21 protein-coding genes are annotated in these 23,744 nt (G+C 32.5%); 13 read left to right on the forward strand and 8 right to left on the reverse strand.

Annotation, left to right across the window (positions count from 1 at the left end; translation table 11 throughout):
• Positions 1-65 precede the first annotated feature (65 nt).
• From IQ05_RS10060 to IQ05_RS10070, 3 genes are all read left to right on the forward strand, one after another.
• Positions 66-2,456, forward strand: a complete 2,391-nt coding sequence (locus IQ05_RS10060; protein WP_144892571.1) for a 3-hydroxyacyl-CoA dehydrogenase/enoyl-CoA hydratase family protein — start codon at positions 66-68, stop codon at positions 2,454-2,456.
• Between the two features lie 80 nt (positions 2,457-2,536).
• On the forward strand, positions 2,537-3,718 hold the full coding sequence (locus IQ05_RS10065) for an acetyl-CoA C-acyltransferase (RefSeq protein ID WP_144892573.1): 1,182 nt from the start codon (positions 2,537-2,539) through the stop codon (positions 3,716-3,718).
• Positions 3,719-3,758: 40 nt separating this feature from the next.
• Positions 3,759-5,564: an acyl-CoA dehydrogenase family protein gene (locus tag IQ05_RS10070; protein ID WP_144892575.1), complete on the forward strand. Its 1,806-nt coding sequence runs from the start codon at positions 3,759-3,761 to the stop codon at positions 5,562-5,564.
• Positions 5,565-5,712: 148 nt separating this feature from the next.
• Here the strand turns inward: IQ05_RS10070 and IQ05_RS10075 are convergent, their stop codons facing one another.
• Positions 5,713-6,633: a YihY/virulence factor BrkB family protein gene (locus tag IQ05_RS10075; protein ID WP_144892577.1), complete on the reverse strand. Its 921-nt coding sequence runs from the start codon at positions 6,631-6,633 to the stop codon at positions 5,713-5,715.
• A gap of 255 nt (positions 6,634-6,888) precedes the next feature.
• On the opposite strand from IQ05_RS10075, the gene IQ05_RS10080 reads away from it, so the two are divergent.
• Positions 6,889-7,668, forward strand: a complete 780-nt coding sequence (locus tag IQ05_RS10080; RefSeq protein WP_144892579.1) for a superoxide dismutase — start codon at positions 6,889-6,891, stop codon at positions 7,666-7,668.
• 344 nt (positions 7,669-8,012) lie between these two features.
• A complete protein-coding gene (locus tag IQ05_RS10085) occupies positions 8,013-9,212 on the forward strand; it encodes an LETM1-related biofilm-associated protein (protein WP_144892984.1) in 1,200 nt (399 codons plus the stop codon).
• A 42-nt stretch (positions 9,213-9,254) separates the two neighbouring features.
• Here the strand turns inward: IQ05_RS10085 and can are convergent, their stop codons facing one another.
• From can to IQ05_RS10100, 3 genes are all read right to left on the reverse strand, one after another.
• The gene (can, locus tag IQ05_RS10090; RefSeq protein WP_144892581.1) at positions 9,255-9,890 is read right to left on the reverse strand and encodes a carbonate dehydratase; all 636 of its coding nucleotides are present in this window, start codon (positions 9,888-9,890) and stop codon (positions 9,255-9,257) included.
• A gap of 57 nt (positions 9,891-9,947) precedes the next feature.
• On the reverse strand, positions 9,948-11,600 hold the full coding sequence (locus IQ05_RS10095) for a SulP family inorganic anion transporter (protein ID WP_144892582.1): 1,653 nt from the start codon (positions 11,598-11,600) through the stop codon (positions 9,948-9,950).
• Positions 11,601-11,676: 76 nt separating this feature from the next.
• Positions 11,677-11,964 (reverse strand): hypothetical protein, encoded by a 288-nt coding sequence (locus IQ05_RS10100; protein WP_144892584.1) that lies wholly within the window; start codon positions 11,962-11,964, stop codon positions 11,677-11,679.
• Positions 11,965-12,193: 229 nt separating this feature from the next.
• Here IQ05_RS10100 and IQ05_RS10105 point away from each other — a divergent pair, with 229 nt between their 5' ends.
• Positions 12,194-13,135, forward strand: coding sequence for a LysR substrate-binding domain-containing protein (locus IQ05_RS10105; RefSeq protein ID WP_144892586.1), 942 nt, complete (start codon positions 12,194-12,196; stop codon positions 13,133-13,135).
• A gap of 25 nt (positions 13,136-13,160) precedes the next feature.
• Here the strand turns inward: IQ05_RS10105 and IQ05_RS10110 are convergent, their stop codons facing one another.
• A complete protein-coding gene (locus IQ05_RS10110) occupies positions 13,161-13,358 on the reverse strand; it encodes a hypothetical protein (protein WP_144892588.1) in 198 nt (65 codons plus the stop codon).
• Positions 13,359-13,483: 125 nt separating this feature from the next.
• Positions 13,484-14,146 (reverse strand): tRNA (5-methylaminomethyl-2-thiouridine)(34)-methyltransferase MnmD, encoded by a 663-nt coding sequence (gene mnmD, locus IQ05_RS10115; protein ID WP_144892590.1) that lies wholly within the window; start codon positions 14,144-14,146, stop codon positions 13,484-13,486.
• A gap of 298 nt (positions 14,147-14,444) precedes the next feature.
• On the opposite strand from mnmD, the gene IQ05_RS10120 reads away from it, so the two are divergent.
• Positions 14,445-15,512 carry a branched-chain amino acid aminotransferase gene (locus IQ05_RS10120; protein ID WP_144892592.1) on the forward strand — a complete coding sequence of 356 codons (1,068 nt, stop codon included), beginning with the start codon at positions 14,445-14,447 and terminating at the stop codon, positions 15,510-15,512.
• A gap of 56 nt (positions 15,513-15,568) precedes the next feature.
• Here IQ05_RS10120 and IQ05_RS10125 read toward each other — a convergent pair whose 3' ends face one another.
• Entirely contained in the window at positions 15,569-15,958 is a 390-nt protein-coding gene (locus IQ05_RS10125) for a pyrophosphohydrolase domain-containing protein (protein ID WP_144892595.1), read from the reverse strand.
• A 528-nt stretch (positions 15,959-16,486) separates the two neighbouring features.
• Here IQ05_RS10125 and IQ05_RS10135 point away from each other — a divergent pair.
• From IQ05_RS10135 to IQ05_RS10150, 4 genes are all read left to right on the forward strand, one after another.
• Positions 16,487-17,563, forward strand: a complete 1,077-nt coding sequence (locus IQ05_RS10135) for an SRPBCC family protein (RefSeq protein WP_244289565.1) — start codon at positions 16,487-16,489, stop codon at positions 17,561-17,563.
• A gap of 61 nt (positions 17,564-17,624) precedes the next feature.
• Positions 17,625-18,167 carry an RNA polymerase sigma factor gene (locus IQ05_RS10140; protein ID WP_144892601.1) on the forward strand — a complete coding sequence of 181 codons (543 nt, stop codon included), beginning with the start codon at positions 17,625-17,627 and terminating at the stop codon, positions 18,165-18,167.
• A gap of 33 nt (positions 18,168-18,200) precedes the next feature.
• Complete coding sequence (locus IQ05_RS10145) at positions 18,201-18,620, forward strand: hypothetical protein (protein ID WP_144892604.1); 420 nt, start codon at positions 18,201-18,203, stop codon at positions 18,618-18,620.
• Positions 18,621-18,639: 19 nt separating this feature from the next.
• Positions 18,640-19,098, forward strand: coding sequence for a sensor of ECF-type sigma factor (locus tag IQ05_RS10150; protein WP_144892606.1), 459 nt, complete (start codon positions 18,640-18,642; stop codon positions 19,096-19,098).
• A 60-nt stretch (positions 19,099-19,158) separates the two neighbouring features.
• On the opposite strand, the gene IQ05_RS10155 is transcribed toward IQ05_RS10150, so the two are convergent.
• On the reverse strand, positions 19,159-20,223 hold the full coding sequence (locus IQ05_RS10155) for a sialidase family protein (RefSeq protein ID WP_144892608.1): 1,065 nt from the start codon (positions 20,221-20,223) through the stop codon (positions 19,159-19,161).
• Between the two features lie 109 nt (positions 20,224-20,332).
• Between IQ05_RS10155 and IQ05_RS10160 the strand changes: the two genes are divergently transcribed.
• Positions 20,333-21,604 (forward strand): hypothetical protein, encoded by a 1,272-nt coding sequence (locus tag IQ05_RS10160; protein ID WP_144892610.1) that lies wholly within the window; start codon positions 20,333-20,335, stop codon positions 21,602-21,604.
• Between the two features lie 114 nt (positions 21,605-21,718).
• The gene (locus tag IQ05_RS10165) at positions 21,719-23,680 is read left to right on the forward strand and encodes a KUP/HAK/KT family potassium transporter (RefSeq protein WP_144892612.1); all 1,962 of its coding nucleotides are present in this window, start codon (positions 21,719-21,721) and stop codon (positions 23,678-23,680) included.
• Positions 23,681-23,744: the final 64 nt, after the last annotated feature.

A 23,744-nucleotide genomic window follows, 5' to 3' on the forward strand; every position in this document is an offset into this window, starting at 1 on the left:
AGGATCTAATATATCATTTGACAGATAAACCATTACAAATTAAAAAAAACAAACATAAACGAAGTATGAAACGCACCATCAAAAAAGTTGCAGTAATAGGATCCGGAATTATGGGATCTGGAATTGCTTGTCATTTTGCTAACATTGGAGTTGAAGTATTGCTTTTGGACATTATCCCAAGAGAATTGACTGATGCCGAAGCAAAAAAAGGACTCACACTAGAGAGTAAAATTGTTAGAAATCGATTGGTAAATGAGCATTTAGCCAATTCTTTGAAATCAAAACCATCCCCTATTTACAGTCAAAAATTTGCGAACCGCATCACAACTGGTAATACAACAGATGACATGGCAAAGATTGCTGGTGTAGATTGGATTATTGAGGTTGTTGTAGAAAGACTTGATATTAAAAAATTAGTTTTTGAACAAATAGAAAAATTTAGAAAACCTGGAACACTGGTAACTTCTAACACTTCTGGTATTCCTATTCATTTTATGAGTGAAGGAAGAAGTGAAGATTTTCAAAAGCATTTTTGCGGGACTCACTTTTTTAACCCAGCACGTTACCTGAAATTATTTGAAATTATTCCTGGTCCACAAACAAGTACAGAGGTTTTAGATTTCCTTACGGTTTATGGTGAGAAATTTTTAGGAAAAACTTCGGTTTTGGCCAAAGATACTCCAGCGTTTATTGGAAACCGAATTGGAATTTACGGAATTCAAAGTTTGTTTCACTTGGTAAAAGAAATGGGACTTACTATTGAAGAAGTTGATAAATTAACTGGACCTGTTATTGGTCGTCCAAAATCGGCTACTTTCAGAACTGTTGATGTTGTAGGTTTAGATACTTTGGTTCATGTTGCCAATGGTATTTATGAAAACTGTCCAAATGATGAACAACATGACTTATTTAAACTTCCTGCATTTGTAAACACAATGATGGAAAACAAATGGTTGGGTAGCAAAACAGGACAAGGATTTTATAAAAAAGAAGGTAAAGACATCTTAACCTTAGATCTAGATACGTTAGAATACAGAGCTGCTAAAAAAGCATCTTTTGCAACACTTGAACTGACCAAAACTATTGATAAACCAATCAACCGTTTTAAAGTTCTTGTAAAAGGAAAAGATAAAGCAGGTGAATTTTACAGAAAAAGTTTTGCTGGTTTATTTGCTTATGTATCTAACAGAGTTCCTGAAATTTCAGATGAATTTTACAAGATAGACGATGCTATGAAAGCCGGTTTTGGATGGGAAAATGGACCATTTGAAATTTGGGACGCTATAGGTGTTGAAAAAGGAATTGAGATCATGAAGGCAGAAGGTTTAGCTCCTGCTGCATGGGTAAATGATATGTTAGCTTCTGGAAATACTAGTTTTTATTCAGTAAAAGAAGGAGCAACGTTTTTCTACAATATTCCAAGTAAAGCGCAAATTAAAGTTCCGGGTCAAGACGCCTTTATTATCCTAAATAACATTCGCGAAAGCAAAAAAGTATGGAGTAATAGTGGTGCAATCATCCAAGATTTAGGAGACGGAATTTTGAATTTAGAATTCCAATCTAAAATGAATACTATTGGTGGCGATGTTTTACAAGCTATCAATAAAGCAATTGATTTATCTGAGAAAGAATATCAAGGATTGGTTATTGGAAATCAAGCAGCGAACTTCTCTGTGGGTGCCAATATTGGAATGATTTTCATGATGGCCGTGGAGCAAGAGTATGATGAGTTGAATATGGCTATCAAAATGTTCCAAGACACGATGATGCGCGTACGTTACTCTGGAATTCCAGTTGTGGTAGCACCACACGGAATGACTTTTGGAGGTGGTTGCGAAATGAGTTTGCATGCTGACAAAGTTGTTGCTGCAGCAGAAACCTATATGGGATTAGTTGAATTTGGTGTTGGGGTTATTCCTGGCGGTGGTGGATCTAAAGAATTGGCTATGCGTGCCTCTGATTTATTCCATAAAAATGATGTTGAGTTAAATGTATTGCAAGAATATTTCTTGACTATAGCAATGGCAAAAGTATCTACATCAGGATACGAGGCATTTGACACTGGATTATTACAGCACGGTAAAGATATCATTGTAATCAATAAAGACAGACAGATTGCAGAAGCAAAAAAACATGCACTCTTGATGGCCGAAGCTGGTTACACACAACCGATACGTAGAACGGATGTAAAAGTACTAGGAAAACAAGCTCTTGGGATGTTCTTAGTAGGTACAGATCAAATGGAAGCTGGAAAATACATCTCTGAACATGATAAAAAAATAGCTAATAAACTAGCTTACGTTATGGCAGGTGGTGACTTATCTGAGCCAACACTAGTAAGCGAACAATATTTATTGGACATTGAAAGAGAAGCTTTCTTATCGTTATGTACAGAGAGAAAAACATTAGAAAGAATCCAATTTATGTTGACCAAAGGGAAACCGTTGAGAAATTAATTTTAAATTATAAATGATGACTTATAAAGTTCAAATGATTTTCATTTCAAATTTATAATTCAAAATTCAAAATACTAGTTATGAAAACAGCCTATATAGTAAAAGCATACAGAACAGCCGTGGGGAAAGCCCCAAAAGGAGTGTTCAGATTTAAACGTCCTGATGAATTAGCAGCAGAAACCATCGAGTTTATGATGAATGAGTTGCCAAGTTTTGATAAAACACGCATTGATGACGTTATGGTAGGAAATGCAATGCCAGAGGCAGAACAAGGACTAAACGTTGCGAGACTTATTTCGTTAATGGGTTTAAAAGTAGAAGATGTTCCTGGTGTTACTGTAAACAGATATTGTGCTTCTGGTTTGGAAACTATTGGTATGGCTACGGCTAAAATTCAATCAGGTATGGCACATTGTATTATTGCAGGTGGAGCTGAAAGCATGAGTTTTATCCCAATGGGAGGTTACAAACCAACTCCGGATTATGCTGTTGCAAAAGCTGGAAACGAGGATTACTACTGGGGAATGGGTCTTACTGCTGAAGCAGTAGCACAACAATTTAAAGTATCTCGTGAGGATCAAGATGAATTTGCATACCACTCTCACATGAAAGCTTTGCAAGCACAAGCTGATGGTAAATTTGACAAGCAAATTGTTCCTATTACGGTGGAACAAACATTCCTTAATGAAAACGGAAAAAAAGAAACCAAATCATACGTTGTAAATAAAGACGAAGGTCCAAGAGCTGGTACATCAAAAGAAGCTTTGGCTGGATTACGTCCTGTTTTTGAAGCAAATGGAAGTGTAACTGCAGGTAACTCATCACAAATGAGTGATGGTGCTGCTTTTGTGTTGATCATGAGCGAAGAAATGGTAAAAGAGTACAACTTAGAGCCTATTGCTCGTTTGGTAAATTTCGCTTCGGCAGGAGTTGAACCAAGAATCATGGGAATAGGACCTGTAAAAGCAATACCAAAAGTACTAAAACAAGCAGGTTTAACAATTAATGATATTGATTTAATAGAGTTAAACGAAGCTTTTGCTTCTCAAGCATTAGCTGTAACCCGTGAATTAAACTTAAATCCAGAAATCATTAATGTAAATGGAGGTGCTATTGCACTAGGTCATCCACTAGGATGTACTGGAGCAAAACTATCAGTACAATTGTTTGATGAAATGAAACGCAGAGGAAGCAAATACGGAATTGTAAGTATGTGTGTAGGTACTGGACAAGGCTCTGCAGGTGTTTACGAACTTTTGTAAGCTTAGATTTTAAATAAAAAACATATTAAAAAATAAAAAAATGGCAGATACAATTGAAAAAAACGTAACCCGTGGAGGTCAGTTTTTAGTTAAAGAAACAAAATGTGAAGATATTTTCACACCTGAAGATTTTACAGAAGAGCAATTAATGATGCGTGACTCTGTGAAAGAGTTTGTAGACAAAGAGTTGTGGGCACACAAAGATCGTTTTGAAAAAAAGGATTATGCTTACACGGAAGAATCCATGAGAAAAGCTGGTGAGCTAGGACTTTTAGGAGTTGCAGTACCTGAAGCTTATGGTGGATTAGGAATGGGGTTTGTATCAACTATGTTAGTTTGTGATTACATTTCTGGAGCAACTGGATCGTTCTCAACTGCTTTTGGAGCTCATACAGGAATTGGTACTATGCCAATCACATTATATGGATCTGAGGAGCAAAAATTAAAATACGTTCCTAAACTTGCTTCGGGAGAGTGGTTTGGTGCTTATTGCCTAACGGAGCCAGGAGCTGGATCTGATGCTAATTCAGGAAAAACTAAAGCAGTTTTATCTGAAGATGGAACGCACTATTCTATCACTGGTCAAAAAATGTGGATCTCAAATGCAGGTTTCTGTAGTTTGTTTATTGTTTTTGCTAGAATTGGTGATGATAAAAACATTACAGGTTTCATAGTTGAAAATACAGATAACAACGGAATCTCAATGGGTGAAGAAGAGCATAAACTAGGAATTCGTGCTTCATCTACTCGTCAAGTTTTCTTTAACGAAACTAAAGTTCCTGTTGAAAACATGTTATCTGAAAGAGGTAATGGTTTTAAAATAGCGATGAACGCACTTAACGTAGGAAGAATTAAATTGGCAGCTGCTTGTCTTGATGCACAACGTAGAGTAATTACAGGATCTGTAAAATATGCTAATGAAAGAATCCAATTTAATACAGCTATTTCTCAATTTGGTGCAATTCGTTCTAAATTAGCTGAGATGGCAACTTCTTGCTACGCAGGAGAAAGTGCTTCTTACCGTGCAGCAAAAGATATTGAAGACAGAATCATTGCTCGTGAAGCAGAAGGAACTTCTCATCAAGAAGCTGAATTAAAAGGAGTTGAAGAATATGCGATCGAATGTTCAATCTTGAAAGTTGCTGTATCAGAAGACGTTCAAAACTGTTCTGATGAAGGAATTCAAATTTTTGGAGGTATGGGATTCTCTGAAGATACTCCAATGGAAAGTGCTTGGAGAGATGCAAGAATTGCTCGTATTTACGAAGGTACAAATGAGATTAACAGAATGCTTTCAGTAGGTATGTTAATTAAAAAAGCAATGAAAGGGCACGTTGATTTATTAGGACCTGCTATGAAAGTATCTGAAGAGTTGATGGGAATTCCATCATTTGACACACCAGACTACTCAGAATTATTTGCAGAGGAAAAAGAAATCATCAAAAACTTAAAGAAATCTTTCTTGATGGTTGCTGGTAGTGCTGTTAAAAAATTTGGAGCTGACTTAGATGCACACCAACAATTATTAATGGCTGCTTCGGATATGCTTATTGAAGTTTACATGGCAGAAAGTACTATCTTAAGAACTGAGAAATTAGCTAAAAAAGAAGGAGAAGATAAAGTTCAAGAACAAATTGCAATGGCTAAACTTTACTTATACAAAGCCGTTGATATTGTAAACCAAAAAGGAAAAGAAAGCATTATTTCTTTTGCTGAAGGTGATGAGCAACGTATGATGTTAATGGGATTACGTCGTTTTACAAAATACACAAATATGCCAAATGTAGTGGCATTAAGAGAAATAATTACTGCTAAACTAGTAGCAGAAAATGAATATTGTTTCTAATAAAAATTAGTTTTTAGTTTTTTTTTTAACCGCCTTGTACCTGAAAAAAACAAGGCGGTTTTTTTATGTAAACTATTTTTTAAACAGTGCTCAACTTCCTAAAAATGATATTAAAATATAGTAAGCTCTCATAAATATTTCAAAAAAATTATTTCACCTCTTTAACCTCTAGTACTTCTACTTTAATAGCAACTGCATAGTCATTTGGTACAATTTTATTGCCATGAGCATTCGCATAAACTTTAGTAAACTCAGCTCCAAAATATAATATAATTGCCGAATAATAAACCCAAACTAAAATAATTACAATAGAGCCTGCTGCACCATAAACAGTGGCAACCGTTGAGCTTCCTAAGTAAAAACCTATTGCAAATTTCCCTATCATAAAAAAGAAAGAGGTAAAACTAGATCCAATTAAGGCGTCTTTCCATACAATTTCTCCATCGGGTAATGTTTTAAAAATCACTGAAAACAAAATGGTTGTTGTTATAAATAGTATAACAATATTGAGAACATAAAAAATATATACCGTTGTATCTGGAAAGTAAACTATCAGACGTGAATTGATAACATCCATAACCGTATTTAACATTAAACTTACCATTAATAAAAAACCAACAGAAGCAATCATTGAAAAAGACATCAATCTATTTTTGATAAACTTCATGATACCTTTATTTGGTTTTGCCCTTAAACCCCAAATAAAATTAATAGAACTTTGAATTTCGGCAAAAACTCCAGACGCTCCAATAAGTAGCATTATTCCACCAAAGATGGCTGCAAAAGTATTGCTATCTGACAATTCAATGTTTTTTATAGTTTCTTGTATTTGCAAAGCAGCTTCATTACCAACCATACCATTTATTTGCCCAAAAAATCGGCCTGTAACAGCCTCTTTTCCGAATATAAAACTAAAAATAGATAGTATAATAATTAGTAATGGGGGTAATGAAAAAATAGTGAAATACGACAATGAGGCACTCAATTTGATTGCGTTATCATTTTCAAACTCTTCATAGGTTCGTTTCAAAAGGCTCCAGCCATCTTTAGCTAACTTTCTCTTTTTCATTTAAAATAAAATATAGGTATGAGTACTCCATTTGAATCCAATTCTAATATTTGGTTTCAACTAAGAATGAATTTTCAAAATTACGAAGAAGTAACATACCAAATTGAAATGAATTTTACATAATTCAAGTGAAAATATTTTTAAACAACCAATAAAAATAAAAATCCTAAAATTTAAGTCTTTCTTAACCCCATTTGAAATGTATTTACATAATTTTATAAATCAAATGTTAAGGCATATCAAAACACAAAACAAATGGAAAATAATACTAGCAGAAGAAGTTTTTTAAAGCAAACAGCAATACTTTCAACAGGAACCTTAATAGGGAGTTCTTTATTACAGGACGCTTTTGCAAATACTACTCAGCCCCTACTCGAAGAAACTGGGAGCGATATATTTACTAATAGCATTGAAGAAGGAACATTTGTATTACCAAAATTACCTTATTCTACTGATGCTCTTGAGCCTCATATTGATAAAGCTACTATGGAAATTCATCATGGAAAACACCATCAAGCGTACGTAACCAACTTGAATAAGGCGATAGGAACTCTTGATAAAAAACTGGTCGAATCTTCTAGCTCACTCGAAACTATATTTAAAAAAATGTCACAGTTTCCAGATTCAATACGTAATAATGCGGGAGGCCATTACAATCACACCCTATTTTGGGAGTTACTCTCTCCTAATGGTGGAGGTTTGCCTAAAGGGAAACTAGCCCAAGCAATTACTAGTAGTTTTGGTTCATTTGATGAATTCAAAAAACAATTTGCTGACGCTTCCATGAAACGTTTTGGTTCAGGTTGGGCATGGCTAGTAGTTAAAGATGGTCAACTCGTAATTGGTTCCACAGCTAATCAAGATAATCCATTAATGCGTTTGAAAGGAAAAGGTCTTAAAGGCAAACCGGTCATGGCTTTAGATGTTTGGGAACATGCTTATTACTTCAAAAATCAAAACCGAAGAGCTGATTACATCAACTCTTTTTGGAATGTAATTAACTGGGAAAAAGCTGAACAACTTTTTAATTCCTAATTTTAAAATTGTAAATTTTAATAAAAAAATGCCTCAACACTTTAAATTTTGAGGCATTTTTAGTTTTTTGAAATTCTCAATTGATTTTGAGTTTATAAACCCCGATAAAACGTTTTTTTAAAAACAATAAAACTACTTCACTCTGAAAAGAGCAAATAATAAATTGAAATTAAGTAGTAAAGAATTAAAGTAAACCGCTATTTAACTCTAAATTTTAGAATAAAATCTAATTATCTTCATACCCATCAATTATATTATTATTAATGTAATTCTTTTGTTAAACTATTTTTTTGGCTGACAAACTTGCTCAAAAAAGAATAGCTTTGTACTTTGAAATTAAAACAATGATTAACCCATCAGCTACAGGTTGGATAGATAAATTTTTTAATGAGCAAGATTTTTCTACAAAATCTGTTGCCATTACCACTGGTGCTTTTTATGAAAAAGTAAGAGCAACTGGTTTTATTTATGGTCATATCATTTCCTTTAACACTCCTACTCAAATTCAAACCAAAGGCTGGTTTAAAGATGAAATATCAAAGGTAGCATTACTTACACTACTCTATGATATTTTTTGTTTGACAAAAGGAGAAAATCAAAGTAATCTTTTCATAAAAGAAACGGTAGCTTTTTATAACCAAATGAATCCTCAGGGATTTAATTTGTTTAAAAAAATATTACCCAAAGATTCACTGGCGCTTACACTTGAAAAAATTATCGATAATCGGGTACAAACTAACGAAAGTATCATTAATAAAAACTTTTCACACTTAGTTACTAATGCTTTATTATTCATAGATATCATTGCGTACCAGCAATACTTGATTCAAGGTGAAATACCAGATAAATATTTAAAAAAAATAGAAGAAACTATTGTAAACGTAGTCACATTAGCATTAAAAATAAAGACTAAAAAATCACAGTATGATGATCTTTTAATTAAACTCTTTGAAGCATCAATACGTTACAGTAAGTTTTCAAAAGGAACAACACAAAACTTAGATACACTGCAACTAGATTATTTTACAAATGATCTTGAAAAATACTACTTAATTGATCTAGCCTGTATGGCGTTATGGAGCGATGGAGAAATAGAAAATGAAGAAAATTATTTTTTACACTCACTTGCCACTATTCTAAACATTAATGATGAATTTGTACTTCAAAGCTTAAGCTGTACAAATACATTTATTGCACAACACAAAAAAGACATTCCATATTTTAATTATTCAAATCCAGTAAAACATTTTTACGATCAAACTACGCAAAGTGTGGTTACCTTAATAAGCCGAAATAAAAACCGGCTATTAAAAGAACTCTATCAAAGTAAGGAATTAATGGTTTTGCTTGCTTATTCCACAAGAAGAGATCTTGATGAAAAAGAAAAGAAAAAAGTTAAAAAACAATTGTTAGAAATTTGTAAAACCATACCTTCTCTGACAATTTTTTTACTACCAGGCGGTAGTTTATTACTGCCTATTTTGATAAAATTCATTCCTACCCTACTTCCAACGGCATTCAACGAAAACCTGGACGAAGAATAAAAAAAACCCAAAAAGCAATATGCTCTTTGGGCCTTTAATAATTTAGAATTTTAATTGATATACTTCATCAAGGTCATCTTCTGAGCTTATGTTTACATTTAAATCTGTTACAAAACCTGAATTTAATCCATATACCCATCCGTGCAAAGTTAGATCTTGATTGTTTCGCCATGCTCCCTGAACGATTGATGTTTTTGCAAGATCAAAAACTTGTTCCTTTACATTGAGTTCTACAAAGGTATTGAAACGCTCTGTTTCGTCTTGAATACTATCTAAATAGGTATTGTGCAAGCGATAAACATCTTTAATATGACGAATCCAGTTGTCGATAATCCCAATAGATTGATTGCCCATAGCTGCCTTTATACCACCACAACCATAATGCCCGCACACTATTACGTGCTTTACTTTTAGGACATTAACAGCATAATCTAGTACGCTAAGCATATTCATATCAGTATGCACCACCATATTAGCAATATTACGGTGTACAAAAACCTCACCCGGCTTTGCACCCACAATTTCATTTGCTGGCACACGGCTATCAGAACAGCCAATCCATAATAAAGGAGGTGTTTGACCTTTAGCTAAATCTGCAAAAAAATTAGGGTCACTAGCCAGCGATGTTTCAACCCATTTTTTATTATTGTCTAATATTTTTTTATAAAAATCGCTCATTATATTTTAATTTAATGTTTGTTAATTATTTTAATCTCTTTTGTAATACTTTCAACCTTAAAAATCTATTTCGTCTCCAATTGGTTTTTTAACCATAACCCGTTTAGCTGCGTCATAATAGTGTTCAAAAGTAACATGATTGTTAGAATCATCGGAGTTTTCTAATTCGTAAGCATCTTTAAATCCTTTCAATTTTACTTTTATTTTTTTATCTACAGCTTTAATTGTTTTGAACTCATGAATAAGATCTAAGATGTCATGAGCAATATAAACGGTGTCTTTTGCATCAATAATTACTTTTGACTTTTCGGGAATATCATTTAAAGTTTGCTTGATGGCAGCTTTATTTAAAAATGAAACTTCTTGAGCCAAATCAATGTGAATAACGTCACCTGATTCATAATTCTCTTTTCGAAAGTTGTAAGCTCGTTTTAAATTTCCCTTTAGTATAAAAATGATACTAATAAAGATTCCAAGTGCAACACCTTTGAGTAAGTCTAAAAAAACAACAGCTAAAAGTGTTGCAATAAAAGGAATAAATTGGTATTTCCCTTTATTCCAAAAATGTATAAAAATACTAGGTTTTGCTAATTTATACCCTACAAGAATAAGCACTGCCGCTAACGTAGCTAATGGAATTTTATTGAGAACAAAAGGAATAGCTAGAACACTAACAAGTAACAAAAAGCCATGAATTATGGTAGACATTTTAGATTTAGCACCAGAGTTACTATTCGCTGATGTACGAACAATAACAGAGGTTAAAGGTAAACCGCCTAATAAAGAACTCACAACATTCCCTATTCCTTGCGCTTTTAATTCTATATTAGTATCTGTATAACGCTTTTGAACGTCCATTCTATCAGCAGCTTCAATACTCAATAAAGTTTCTATTGATGCTACAATGGCAATTGTAAAGGCGACAATCCATACTTTAGTATTAGTAACTGCTGCAAAATTTGGTGTTACAATTATGGATTTGAACTCTTGAAAAGTAGATGGAATAGGCAATGAAACCAAATGCTCATTTCCAATGGCTAATTTACTTCCTGAAATCATAAAAATTTCATTAAGTACTACCCCTAGAACAACGGCAATCAAAGCGCCCGGAATCAATTTCATTCTTTTTAAAAAAGGTACTTTGTCCCAAGCTATTAGTATACTCATAGATATTAAAGTAATAACTATAGCTCCAAGTTGTAAATAATTAAAAATATCGAATAAAGCAGTAAATGTATTACCTCCGTCATTTTGTAAAAAAGCTTGATCGCCTTCAAAATCTTTATCATATCCAAATGCATGAGGTAATTGTTTCAAAATTATTATAATCCCAATTCCTGCTAACATTCCTTCGATAACATTTGTAGGGAAATAATTTGAAATACTACCTGCCTTTGCAAAACCCAAAATTAACTGAATCAAACCTGCAATAAAAACAGCGGTTAAAAAAACATCAAACGCCCCTAAATCGGTAATTGCTGTTAAAACAATTGCTGTTAAACCAGCTGCTGGGCCGGAAACACTTAAACTGGAAGAACTAAAATACCCTACCACAATTCCGCCTACAACTCCTGCAATAATACCCGAAAACAATGGTGCACCAGAGGCCATTGCAATACCTAGACACAAAGGTAGCGCCACTAAAAAAACAACAAGACCTGAAGCAAAATCAGACTTGAGGTGCGCAAAAAGATTACTTTTATTTTTCATAAGATAATGATAATTAATATACAAAGCATAGTCCATATCAAAAAGACACAGACGATTGTTTTTCTACAAAATAACATTACCCCAAGTTAGGAGGAGGTGCGAAAATAAAAGATATTACATTGTCATGTTCACCTATCGTGTTTGAAAAAATAAGCTCAATTTCTTCAAAACAAACGTTTATAAGCTCAATATTTACCAATTCTTGATGAACAAAATTCTTGATATTCTTTTGAGAGTCTTCTTCCTCCTCAGAAAAGTCAAAGAAAACAGATATATCACAGCTCTTTTTAATAATAACAACAATAGTTGGCGCAGCTAGAAAAGCTAAGAATAAAAATAAAAAAAAACGCGCAAACACTTTCATTGATTAAGTAATAAATTCCAGCAAATAGAACTACAAAATTGCTTAAAAATAAAAAAACAATAAATGAACTACATGCATTAATGCTATAAAGGTAATAAATATTTTATATAGGTAGCATTTAATTTATTTATTCAAAAAAACCGATTAACGTTAATATTGCTCATAATATCTGCAAATTAATCATAAAGTAAATTGATTGTTTTTATCTTTGCATCATAAAATACTATACATGACAATTACACAACTAAAATATGTTTTGGCAGTAGCAGAACATAAAAATTTTACACTTGCAGCCGAAAAATGTTTTGTAACACAACCCACATTGAGTATGCAAATTCAAAAAATTGAAGAGGAATTGAGTATTCAAATTTTTGATCGTACAAAAAAACCTATACAGCTTACAGATATTGGACAAAAAATTGTAAACCAAGCAAAAAATATAGTTGTTGAGGCTGATCGTATTCAAGATATTGTAGAACAACAAAAAGGGTTTATTGGTGGCGAATTCAGGCTTGGAATCATCCCTACTATTATGCCTACGTTATTGCCAATGTTTTTGAACAACTTTATAAAAAAATATCCTAAAGTTAGACTGATAATAGAAGAATTAAACACGAATGAAATAATCACTAAACTCAACAACGGTCATCTAGATGCGGGTATTGCTGCTACACCTTTATTAGAAGAAAAAATAAAAGAAATAGTATTGTACTATGAACCTTTTGTTGCTTACATCCCGGAGAGTCATCACCATTTTCAAAAAAATGAAATTGAAGTATCTGATTTGAATTTAGATGAAATTTTATTACTGCAAGATGGACACTGCTTTAGAGATGGGATCTTGAATCTTTGTAAAAGTGGAGATAGAAATGAAGCGAGCCATTTCCAGATTGAAAGTGGGAGTTTTGAAACCCTTATAAAACTAGCCGATGAAGGCCTCGGAACAACCTTGTTGCCTTACCTACACACCTTAGACCTTAAAGAAAGTGATGCCTTAAAACTTAGACATTTCAAAGAACCGAAACCTGCTAGAGAAGTAAGTTTAATTTTTCCTAAAAGTGAATTAAAAATTCAAATTATAGATGCGCTAAGAACTACAATTGCAGGAGTAATTAAAGGAGCAATAGTATTTCAAAACGTTCAAATTATTAGTTCTATGTCAAAAAAATAAGGAACTTGAGCGTTCCTTATTTTTTTTATGAATTTACTAATATTAAACATTGTTTTAATTCTGGCTTAGTTACGGTATAACTTAAAAGCCATTCTCTTAAAAGCTCCATTTCGTATGGCAACAATGTTTTTATTGCTTTTTCTAACTCTTTACAGAACAAAGCTGGATCAAAACTTACCCTCTCTAAAATTGATTTGGTATAGTCATACATTATTTTCGACATAGTGCAATTTATTTTTTTATTTGAGACAGCGTAAATTTAAACTAAAAATAAAAATGTTTCACTATTATTTAACTTAGTTTTTAGTTTTCAAACCAAAACAAAGGGTTGAAAGCCTATTAAAAAAATTACTTTTTAAAGGCTCTAAACATTTCTCGTTTTCCTGGTGGTCCAGGTAATTTTTCTACAGTAAAACCTACTTCAATCATACTACGTTTGACTACGCCTCTTGCTGCATAAGTTACTAAAACTCCATCTGTTTTCAGCGCTGTATACATTTTTCGAAAAATTTCCGTACTCCATAAATCTGGTTGTACTCGATACCCAAAAGCGTCAAAATAAATTAAATCAAAGGCGTCAACATCCTCTATTTGCTCAAAAAACTGTTTCCTTTTTGTGATTTCAAAATGAGGAGCCAGGATGTTTTTTTCTTCCCAATTGCTGGTATGCATCGTCTCAAAAACAGCTTTATATTCCTCAGCCTCTAGTTCAGCTACATAATTCATAGCTAAGACTTCTGTCGCAGATACAGGGTATGCCTCTACTCCTACATAATTTATGGATTGATTTCTTTTAATAGACTCTAACAAAGTAATGAACGCATTAAGACCTGTTCCAAAACCGATTTCTAAAATTGATACTTTTGAATTTGGAAAAAGTGCCAATCCGTTTTTTATAAAAACATGTTCGGCCTCTTGTATGGCACCGTGTTTAGAATGATAACACTCATCCCATTCTGGTAAATGAATGGTTGTAGAACCATCTAGGGTTTGAATTATTTCTCTTTTCAAAATATATATTTAGGTATAAATTAATAGTAATAGCTTTTTTACCAAAATTAGTGAAAACTAAAAGTTTTTTTTTTACTTCCTGTCATTATTATTTAATAGATACCCTCAAAATTAAACATTATAAGTATATTTTTTTAAATAACAAACAAATCACACTTTTATGCTATAATTAAACGAAATGAATAAAAGTATTCATTGTTTTTTATTTAATTTTGCACGCATTAAACAAAAAGCAATACTTGATTCACATGAATTGTTTTTTTTGTTTGAACAAAAAATAAACAAACAGTACACTATTATGAGTAACACTCTAACTACTAAAATTGAAACTATAAAAGCCACCACATCAAAAATAAACGATGTAGATTTTGAAAACTTAAGCTTCGGTTCTGTTTTTACTGATCATTTATTTGAATGCGATTTCAAAAACGGTGAATGGCAAAATCCTACTATCAAGCCATACGCTCCTTTTTTGATAGATCCATCAACAAGGGTTTTTCATTATGGCCAAGCAATATTTGAAGGAATGAAAGCCTATAAAGATACAAATGACTCTATTTGGCTTTTTAGACCTGATGAAAATTACAATCGTTTTAATAAATCAGCGGTACGTATGGCAATGCCAGAGGTTCCAGAAGATATTTTCATGTCTGGACTTCACCAATTATTACAACTAGACGAAGCCTGGATTAAAAAAGGGAACGGAAACTCGATGTACATAAGACCATTTATGATTGCTACAGGTACAGGAGTAATAGCAAATCCATCAAACGAATATAAATTCATGATTATCTTATCCCCAGTTACCTCTTATTATGCTGGAGATGTTAAGGTTCTTATTGCTGAACACTACAGTAGAGCTGCAAATGGAGGAATAGGTGCTGCAAAAGCTGCGGGTAACTATGCTGCACAATTTTACCCTACAACTTTAGCAAATAAAGAAGGTTTTCAACAAGTTATTTGGACAGACGATGCTACCCACACTAAACTTGAAGAAGCGGGAACTATGAATGTGTTTTTTAGAATCAACGATACCTTATTCACAGCTCCTGTGAGTGAACGTATTCTTGATGGTGTAACTAGAAAAACACTTATTGACTTAGCAAAAAGTGAAGGTATTGATGTTGAAGTTCGTTCTGTACTAGTATCAGAATTAGTTGAAGCAGCAAAAAACGGTACTCTAAAAGAAATATTTGGTGCTGGAACAGCAGCAGTAATTAGTCCTATTTCAGGATTTTCTTTCCAAGATGTGTATTATGATCTTCCAAAGGTTGATCATTCAATTGCCATTCAACTAAAAGAAAAATTAACAAACATTCAAAATAAACTTGACGAAGATACTTTTGGCTGGACAGTGAAAGTATAATTATTTCAGGAACTTAAATTTTAAAAAGTGATTTTCTACTGTGAAAATCACTTTTTTTATTTTTCGTTTAATATGTTTGAAAAATCAGGTTTAAAATAATGAGGTCCTTTCATAACCTTACCATCTTCTCTATAAATAGGTGTTCCATCAGTATTTAATTTGCTCATGTTACTAAGCTGAATGGCTTCAAATACTGCTTCCATTTTATCTTGTAATCCATGGGCTATAATAGTTCCACACAATATATACAACATATCCCCAAGAGCATCAGCTATTTCAACCAAATCATTATTTTGCACTGCTTCTAGATACTCTTCATTTTCTTCTTTCATTAAATTGTATCGTAACAAATGTCTCTTTTCTCCCAAATCAGCAACAGGTGCATCATGAAATCCTAAGTTAAAAGCAGAATGAAATTGTTTTACAGCGTCAATTTGTTTTTTCATATTCTTTTTATTAATTGAGATGACAAAATAGCAACTATTTCTAAACTATTGAGTAAATTTACAAAAAATTGTAAAACATGTTTAGTCAAGGTCAAATCATTTTTGGTATCTTATTTTTTATCGCTTTTGTTATATCCGCAGTATACTCCTACAGAAAAGACATTCAAGTTCATAAAACATTTTATAAAGGCAATTATAAAATCCTATTGGGATTTATTGGTTTTATTGCTATTCTTTTTTTGATAAAAGTTTTCTTTAAAAGGTAGTTTTCACCTGATTATTAGTCCACTTCTTGTGGGCTTTTTTATTTATTTTATTTCAACACTACCTTTAATCTAAGTATTTACAAAAAAATACAACAATAATAATCAAGCTTTTACAATTTTACAATATAGGATTTCAAGAACAATTTATAAAAATTTGAGCATTGAAAAACTTTTAAATAAAATCTATAACTTTACAAAATCAAGAAACCAACCCGTTATGCGAATTTTAAAATATATTTTCCTTCTACTTCTACTAAGCCTAGTGGCTTTGACTATATTTATTGCCACTCAAAAAGGAGATTTCACTGTAGAAAGAAGTCATATTATTAAAGCGCCTAAGAATACTGTATACCAGTTTGTTAATGATTTAAGAAACTGGGAAGATTTTGCAGCCTGGATATCTAAAGATGCAGCTTCAAACCTTTCTTTTTCAGAAAAATCAATAGGCAACGGCGCTACGATGACTTGGGATAACCAAACAAGTTCAGGATCAATTGCAACACTTTCATCACAAGAAAACGATAGTATTTCACAAAAAATGGATTTTGATGGCAGTGAATCATCAGTAGTATTGCGTTTTAAAGATACTTTAAATGGGACTAAAGTGACTTGGAAATCTCAAGGAAAAATGAGCTTTACCATGAAAGTAATGGCTGCAATGCAAGGCGGAATAGATAAAATAATGGGTCGCGTTTACGAAAAAAGTTTAGAGAAACTCGAAAAAACATTGGTTTTTGAAACCAATACTTTCAATATAAAAGTCATTGGTCTAAGCACAAAATCAGGAACAAATTACTTAAAACAAACCTTTACAAGCAAGCTTACTAGCGTTTCTAAAAATGCTAATATCGTATTTAATAAATTAACTGCTTTTTGTACCAATAATGGCGTTGAAACAAATGGAAAACCATTTTTATTGTTTCACAATTACAATGCAACAACAGGATTAGCACAAATTTCTTTTTGTATTCCTACTAAAAACCGAATTTTGACTAGCTCAGGTAGTGATATTTTATCAGGTACATTAGAGCCATTTGAAGCCATAAAAACAAATTTAACAGGCGATTATACTCACATAAGCAAGGCTATTCAACAATCTAATGCGTACATAGCTAAAAATAAGGTTGTTGTAAGTCCTAATTTTAGCCATTTAGAAGTTTTTAAAATTAATAAATCAGACGTAAAAAACCCATCAAAATGGGAAACTGAGGTTTATGTGCCGCTTCCGCCAAAAGTGATTCCCGTAACTGCTCCTGTAAAACCTACGACTGCTACTCCAGTAACTCCTGGCAATCAACCAACTCCAACAGAAATCAAAGAAGAAGATTCTGAATTTTAAAAAAACACCTTTTGGTATTAAACCTTATTATTCAAAAATCATCTTAAACTAAAAAAACATTGTGCAGGAAGAACAGGAATTTATAAACCAATTATTAAACCCCAAAACGCAAAATCAAGCGTTTCAGAGGTTGATATTGGAATATCAAAAACCATTGTATAACCATATCCGCACCATTGTTTTAAATCACGATGATACAGATGATGTTTTGCAAAATTGTTTCATTAAAATTTTTCAACATCTTAAAAGTTTTAAAGGAGATAGCAAACTTTTTTCTTGGATGTACCGTATTGCTACAAATGAGGCCTTGACTTTCTTAAAACAAAAAGCCCGTGCTAATAATATCTCATCTGAGGCTTTGCAAAATAAAACACTCGATAATCTAGAAGCCGATGTATTTTTTGATGGAAATGAAATGCAATTAAAGCTACAACGCGCAATTGCGTTACTACCAGAGAAACAGCAACTGGTTTTTAAAATGAAATACTTTCAAGAACTGAAATACGAAGAAATATCTGAAATTTTAGGCACCACAGTAGGCGGATTGAAAGCCTCCTATCACCTAGCCGTAAAAAAAATTGAAGCTTTTGTTTCTTCCACTTAAACCTTTTAGTATTAACATTGTCTAAACACTATTATGAAGACATTTAAATTAGAAAACGAACCAAAAATAGAACCTGGATTTAAAGTTCCTGATCATTATTTTGACACTTTTTCTGCAAAGATGATGCAGCAATTAGAGCAAAATGAACCACCCGTTATTTCTATTTTTCAACGAAAGAAAACTTTAATATTCTCTGCTGTAGCTGCCGTATTAGTTTTAGCGCTGATGGTTCCTTTAGTGGTACAACAACAAAACAATAAAGAAAATGAGCTAGAAACAGCTGCATTAGAAAATTATATTACTTATCAAACAAATGTAAATCAATACGATTTAATTAATGGTTTGAATTATGAAGAAATTGAAAATATGAAAACTCCAATTGCCCTAGAAGATGAGACAATTGAAGAACATTTTTCAACAAATACCAACTTAGAAAATTTAATTTTAGAATAATAGATTTAAAAAAAATACAATGAATAATTCCAAAATAATACTCCTTGCTTTATTATTTGTTTCTTTTAATTTTTACGCTCAAGGCGAAAGTATGAAAGAAAAAAGAGAGCAAATAAAAGTTTTGAAAGCTGCTTTTTTTACCACAGAAATAGGATTTACAACTACCGAAGCCGAAAAGTTTTGGCCTGTTTACAATACTTATGATGATAAACAATTTGAGTTAAGACATCAAAAAATGAAATCCTATGTAAAACGAATGAGCGATGGTTCTCTTGATAAAATTAATGAGAAAGAAGCCAAACTTTTTTTAGCTCAAATTGAGGGCACAGAAGAAGAATTATTCTTAGTTCGCAAACGCTTTTTACAAAATTTGAGAACGTTTTTACCAGCTGTAAAGATTGTAAAATTAAAAAAGGCCGAAGAAGATTTCAATAAAAAATTACTCCAACAATACCGCAATAACGGACAAAAAAATTAATTTCCTTTTTTATTAATTCAAGAACTACCCTCAGTGTCTAGCATATTGAGGGTAGTTTTTTTATTTAAATTGTAACCGAATCATTTTATTTTGGCCAGCTGCAATAGCCGTAGTTGCATTAATAAAGCGAATGGTATTCAATTTTGAATCAGTTGCTAATTGTTTCCAAGAAACACCTCCATCCCCAGAATAAAATATTCCAGAGTAACCCACCGTAACAATACCTTTCCCTTTACTATTAGGCACATATTGCACACAAGATGCATAACCAAAAGCCATATTCTCAGCTACTAGTTTCCAAGTTTTTCCTCCATCAACAGTTATGGCTTTATTTGAATGATTTTGATCTCTATTTTCATAATCTCCACCAGATACAAACCCTATTTTTTCATTGTAAAAATCAGCAGTAAATATTCCTGTCATGCTTTTACCTTGTACAATAGGCGTTTCATAAACTGTCCAAGACTTTCCTTTATTTGGCGAATAAAAAACTCTTGACTTAACTCCACCAGAGACAATCCAAGTAGAAGAACCTTTTAATACAATATTAGTGTTGCTTGCTGCAAAAGCAGCCTCTCCTGCACTTGTTGTAGGCATGAGTATGTCAGGAACTTTTTTCCATGAAGCTCCGCCATCACGAGTAATGATAACATTTAAACCAGTAGAAACAGGGTCACCCATGGCTATACCTTCTTTATTATTCCAAAATTGCATACTATCAAAAAATACTTTCTCATGATTTTCTTGATAGACCAATTTAGTAGTTAAATCTTTTTTAGAAATTTGATATAGCATTGCAGGGTTCGATACACTCAAAACATAAACGTAATCTCTAGTTTGTGCATTACTTCTAAATTCTAATTGCAATGTATCCTTAACAATTTTGTTTTCAGTTTTTTTATTTGTTGCCAAATCAAAGTAGCCATATCGATTTTTATCAGCCACATACCAAATTTTGGTCTCATCAACCACTAAGGAGCGAATACTAACTTTATCCTGAAATAAAGTATCTATAGCAATATTCTTGAAAATTGCTGAATCATCAAATGTTTGATTAACATCTGCTTGACTTTTACATGATGCTATTACAACTACTATCAATAAAAGAAAAAAACGGTAATTCATATACTATTTATTTTAGGCCAAAGTACAAATAAAAATCTAGAGTTACAGTCTAAAAGAAACTGGCATAGTAATTGGTTACTACATAAATGTGAAACTAATTCCATTATATATGAAAACTAAACTACTCCTATTCAGTGTTATGACTACCTTATTAGTCACAACTTCTCAGGCACAAGATAGAACATCAGTAAACGCCATGAATTCTGAAATAAGCGATAATCTAGATTTGAGAGCAATAGCTTCCATTTTTGGTGATTCCAGAGATCTTGATGATTTTGAAAGAAGATTAAACGACCCGAAAGCTCAGATATCTAATCTAGATTTAAACAACGACAATCAAGTTGATTATTTAAGAGTTGTAGAATCGGTAGAGAGCAACACACACCTAATTGTTGTTCAAGCTGTACTAGACAGAGATCTATACCAAGATGTAGCTACAATTGATGTTGAAAGAGATAGAAACAATAAAGTTCAGGTACAAGTAATAGGGGATGTTTACATGTATGGTGATAATTATATTTATGAGCCAGTTTACTATACTACTCCTGTAATTTACGCATCATTCTGGAGACCTTCCTACCGTGCCTATACTTCTAGATGGAACTGGGGATATTACCCATCGTACTACTATACTTGGAATCCTTTCCCTGTGTTTAGATATAGAAATAATATTTCAATTTGTTTAAATAGCTATAACAGTTACAATTATGTAAATTATAGAACAAGCAGTAGAGCGGTTGTTCTTTATAACTCAAGACGCTCTAATGGGTATGAAAGACAATATCCAAACTATGCTTTTTCAAGACGTAATGTGGCTGTATCAAACCGATATGAACTAGACCAAAGAAGAACAAGCTCAAGAGTAGAAAACACTTATGGTAGACGCACCACCAATGATGCTAATAGATACTCTACAAATAGTAGCAGAGAAAACCGTACGGCACAAAACAGTACTTCTGGTAGATATGAATCAAAAGGAAGATCTCGCACAGAAAATAGCAACAATTCAAATCCAATACCAACAAGAACTGAAAACAACAGATATAGCACAAGAACTAGTGGAGAGACAACCACTGCTAACGGGCGATCTGATAGAAGCTACTCTCAAAATAGAGGCAATACAAGTAACGAAAGAGTTATGCAAAGAAGCGAAAACCAAACTGCAACAACTCAAAGTAGATCAAATTCTGAAAACAGTATACCATCAAGAAGAGAAAGTTCACCGAGAGATTATTCGCAAAACAGATCAAGTTCAGCACCACAAGCTGCACCTCAAAGACAAGAATCAAGTTCTAGGGGTAATTCTGGTAGAGGATCTGAAACAAGAGGAAATAGCAATCAAAGAGGAAGTTCTGAACGATCAGAAAATAGAAGATCTTAGATTTGATTAAAATACTTGAAAAACACGACAATTTTAGTCGTGTTTTTTTTTACACAAAAAGCACCTAATATATTATAAAAGTGTAAATTTGAAACGTTTTTAAAAAAAAATTTCATGAACGCTTCACACAAAGACCTCCATACTAAATGGACATTAGGCGGGTTATTAATTTCATTAGGAATCATTTACGGAGATATAGGAACCTCACCTTTGTATGTGATGAAAGCCATACTTGGCACTCATTTAATAGTATCAGATATCGTTTTGGGAGGTATCTCCTGTGTTTTTTGGACTCTTACGCTACAAACAACCATTAAATATGTGATTATCACACTTAGCGCAGACAATCATGGTGAAGGAGGAATTTTTGCACTGTACGCATTGGTTAAGAAAACTAAAATTCAATGGTTAATCGTTCCAGCAATAATTGGAGGAAGTGCTTTACTAGCAGATGGTATCATTACACCTCCCATATCGGTTTCCTCAGCTGTTGAAGGAATAAGAACCTATTATCCTGAAATTAATACCATCCCAATTGTTATTACCATTTTATTCATTTTGTTCATGATACAACAATTTGGAACAAAATTAGTCGGTAAATTCTTTGCTCCCATGATGCTTATTTGGTTCGGGATGCTAGCTATTTTGGGGATTTCTCAAATTACTCAAAATACCGAAGTATTAAAAGCTGTAAACCCGTATTATGCATACCACTTATTATCCATTCATCCTGAAGGATTTTTTGTACTTGGTTTTGTTTTCTTATGTACTACTGGTGCTGAGGCATTATATTCTGATATGGGACACTGTGGTCGTAAAAATATCCGAATTAGTTGGGTTTTTGTAAAACTAGCATTGGTACTAAATTATTTTGGACAAGCTGCTTACTTATTACAACATGAGGGCGAAACTTTACAAAGTATTGGTGGAAAAAATGGGAATCCGTTTTACTTAATTATGCCAGATTGGTTTCAACCAATAGGGATTGTAATAGCTACACTTGCTGCTGTTATTGCATCTCAAGCTTTGATTAGTGGTTCATTTACGTTAATAAATGAAGCAATGAGACTTAATTTCTGGCCAAAAGTAAAAATAAAATATCCGACAGAATTAAAAGGACAATTGTACATTCCGTCAATTAATTGGTTGTTATTTATAGGATGCGTAGGTATTGTATTGCATTTTGAAGAGTCTAGCAACATGGAGCATGCTTACGGACTAGCTATTATTCTATGTATGATCATGACCACCATTCTATTGAATTACTACTTGATTATGAAAAGGGTAAAATTATATTTTATAGTTCCCTTAATCACCATTTATTTAGTAATCGAATTCAGTTTTTTAGCTGCTAATATTACAAAATTTGCCGAAGGTGGTTATGTAACACTTTTTATCGCTATAGCATTAATATCAGTAATGACAATTTGGTATTTGGCTAAGAAAATTAATAAAAGTTACACTAAACTGGTTAAAATTGAAGATTACAAGAAAGTACTTGTTGAATTAAGTGCCGATTTATCAATACCAAAATATGCAACACATTTAGTTTACATGACTAATGCTGGACGAGTTGATGAAATAGAGGAAAAAGTAATGTATTCTATCTTACAAAAAAGACCTAAAAGAGCTGACATATATTGGTTTGTTCATGTCAATATTCTTACAGAACCTTACAAAACCGAATACAAAGTTACCGAAATTGTAAAAGACGATTTATACCGTGTTGACTTTAACCTTGGTTTTAGAGAACCTACTAAAATCAATCTTATGTTCCGTGAAGTTATCAGAGACATGGTTAAGAAGGGCGAAGTAGATATCACAAGTAGGTACGAATCTCTAAACAAAAACAATATTATTGGAGATTTTAAATTCGTATTATCCGAAAAATTCCTTTCAAACGATAGTGATTTAAGATGGCATGAAAAATTAATCATGAATTCATACTTTTTTATCAAAAAACTAAGTCTTTCAGAAGAACGCGCTTTTGGTTTAGATAGTAGTTCTGTAAAAATTGAAAAATTCCCAATGGTACTTCATGCACCAGAAAACATAGGGCTCACGCGAGTAAAATAAATTAAGAATCCTTTAAAAAAAGCATTGTAGCAATACAGTGCTTTTTTTATGAAAATTTTTTAAA

Source organism: Flavobacterium tiangeerense (assembly GCF_007830355.1).
GTDB classification, from domain to species: Bacteria; Bacteroidota; Bacteroidia; order Flavobacteriales; family Flavobacteriaceae; genus Flavobacterium; species Flavobacterium tiangeerense.

Bases quoted from the DNA above. Each gene is read 5' to 3' on its own strand.
- IQ05_RS10125 (WP_144892595.1), bottom strand. From the start codon at position 15,958: ATGAAAAAACAAATTGACGCTGTAAAACAATTTCATTCTGCTTTTAAC.
- IQ05_RS10150 (WP_144892606.1), top strand. From the start codon at position 18,640: ATGAATAATTCCAAAATAATACTCCTTGCTTTATTATTTGTTTCTTTT.
- IQ05_RS10075 (WP_144892577.1), bottom strand. From the start codon at position 6,633: ATGAAAAAGAGAAAGTTAGCTAAAGATGGCTGGAGCCTTTTGAAACGA.
- IQ05_RS10145 (WP_144892604.1), top strand. From the start codon at position 18,201: ATGAAGACATTTAAATTAGAAAACGAACCAAAAATAGAACCTGGATTT.
- IQ05_RS10070 (WP_144892575.1), top strand. From the start codon at position 3,759: ATGGCAGATACAATTGAAAAAAACGTAACCCGTGGAGGTCAGTTTTTA.
- IQ05_RS10085 (WP_144892984.1), top strand. From the start codon at position 8,013: ATGATTAACCCATCAGCTACAGGTTGGATAGATAAATTTTTTAATGAG.
- IQ05_RS10060 (WP_144892571.1), top strand. From the start codon at position 66: ATGAAACGCACCATCAAAAAAGTTGCAGTAATAGGATCCGGAATTATG.
- IQ05_RS10095 (WP_144892582.1), bottom strand. From the start codon at position 11,600: ATGAAAAATAAAAGTAATCTTTTTGCGCACCTCAAGTCTGATTTTGCT.
- can (WP_144892581.1), bottom strand. From the start codon at position 9,890: ATGAGCGATTTTTATAAAAAAATATTAGACAATAATAAAAAATGGGTT.
- IQ05_RS10080 (WP_144892579.1), top strand. From the start codon at position 6,889: ATGGAAAATAATACTAGCAGAAGAAGTTTTTTAAAGCAAACAGCAATA.
- IQ05_RS10120 (WP_144892592.1), top strand. From the start codon at position 14,445: ATGAGTAACACTCTAACTACTAAAATTGAAACTATAAAAGCCACCACA.
- IQ05_RS10165 (WP_144892612.1), top strand. From the start codon at position 21,719: ATGAACGCTTCACACAAAGACCTCCATACTAAATGGACATTAGGCGGG.
- IQ05_RS10110 (WP_144892588.1), bottom strand. From the start codon at position 13,358: ATGTCGAAAATAATGTATGACTATACCAAATCAATTTTAGAGAGGGTA.
- IQ05_RS10065 (WP_144892573.1), top strand. From the start codon at position 2,537: ATGAAAACAGCCTATATAGTAAAAGCATACAGAACAGCCGTGGGGAAA.
- IQ05_RS10105 (WP_144892586.1), top strand. From the start codon at position 12,194: ATGACAATTACACAACTAAAATATGTTTTGGCAGTAGCAGAACATAAA.
- IQ05_RS10155 (WP_144892608.1), bottom strand. From the start codon at position 20,223: ATGAATTACCGTTTTTTTCTTTTATTGATAGTAGTTGTAATAGCATCA.
- IQ05_RS10100 (WP_144892584.1), bottom strand. From the start codon at position 11,964: ATGAAAGTGTTTGCGCGTTTTTTTTTATTTTTATTCTTAGCTTTTCTA.
- IQ05_RS10160 (WP_144892610.1), top strand. From the start codon at position 20,333: ATGAAAACTAAACTACTCCTATTCAGTGTTATGACTACCTTATTAGTC.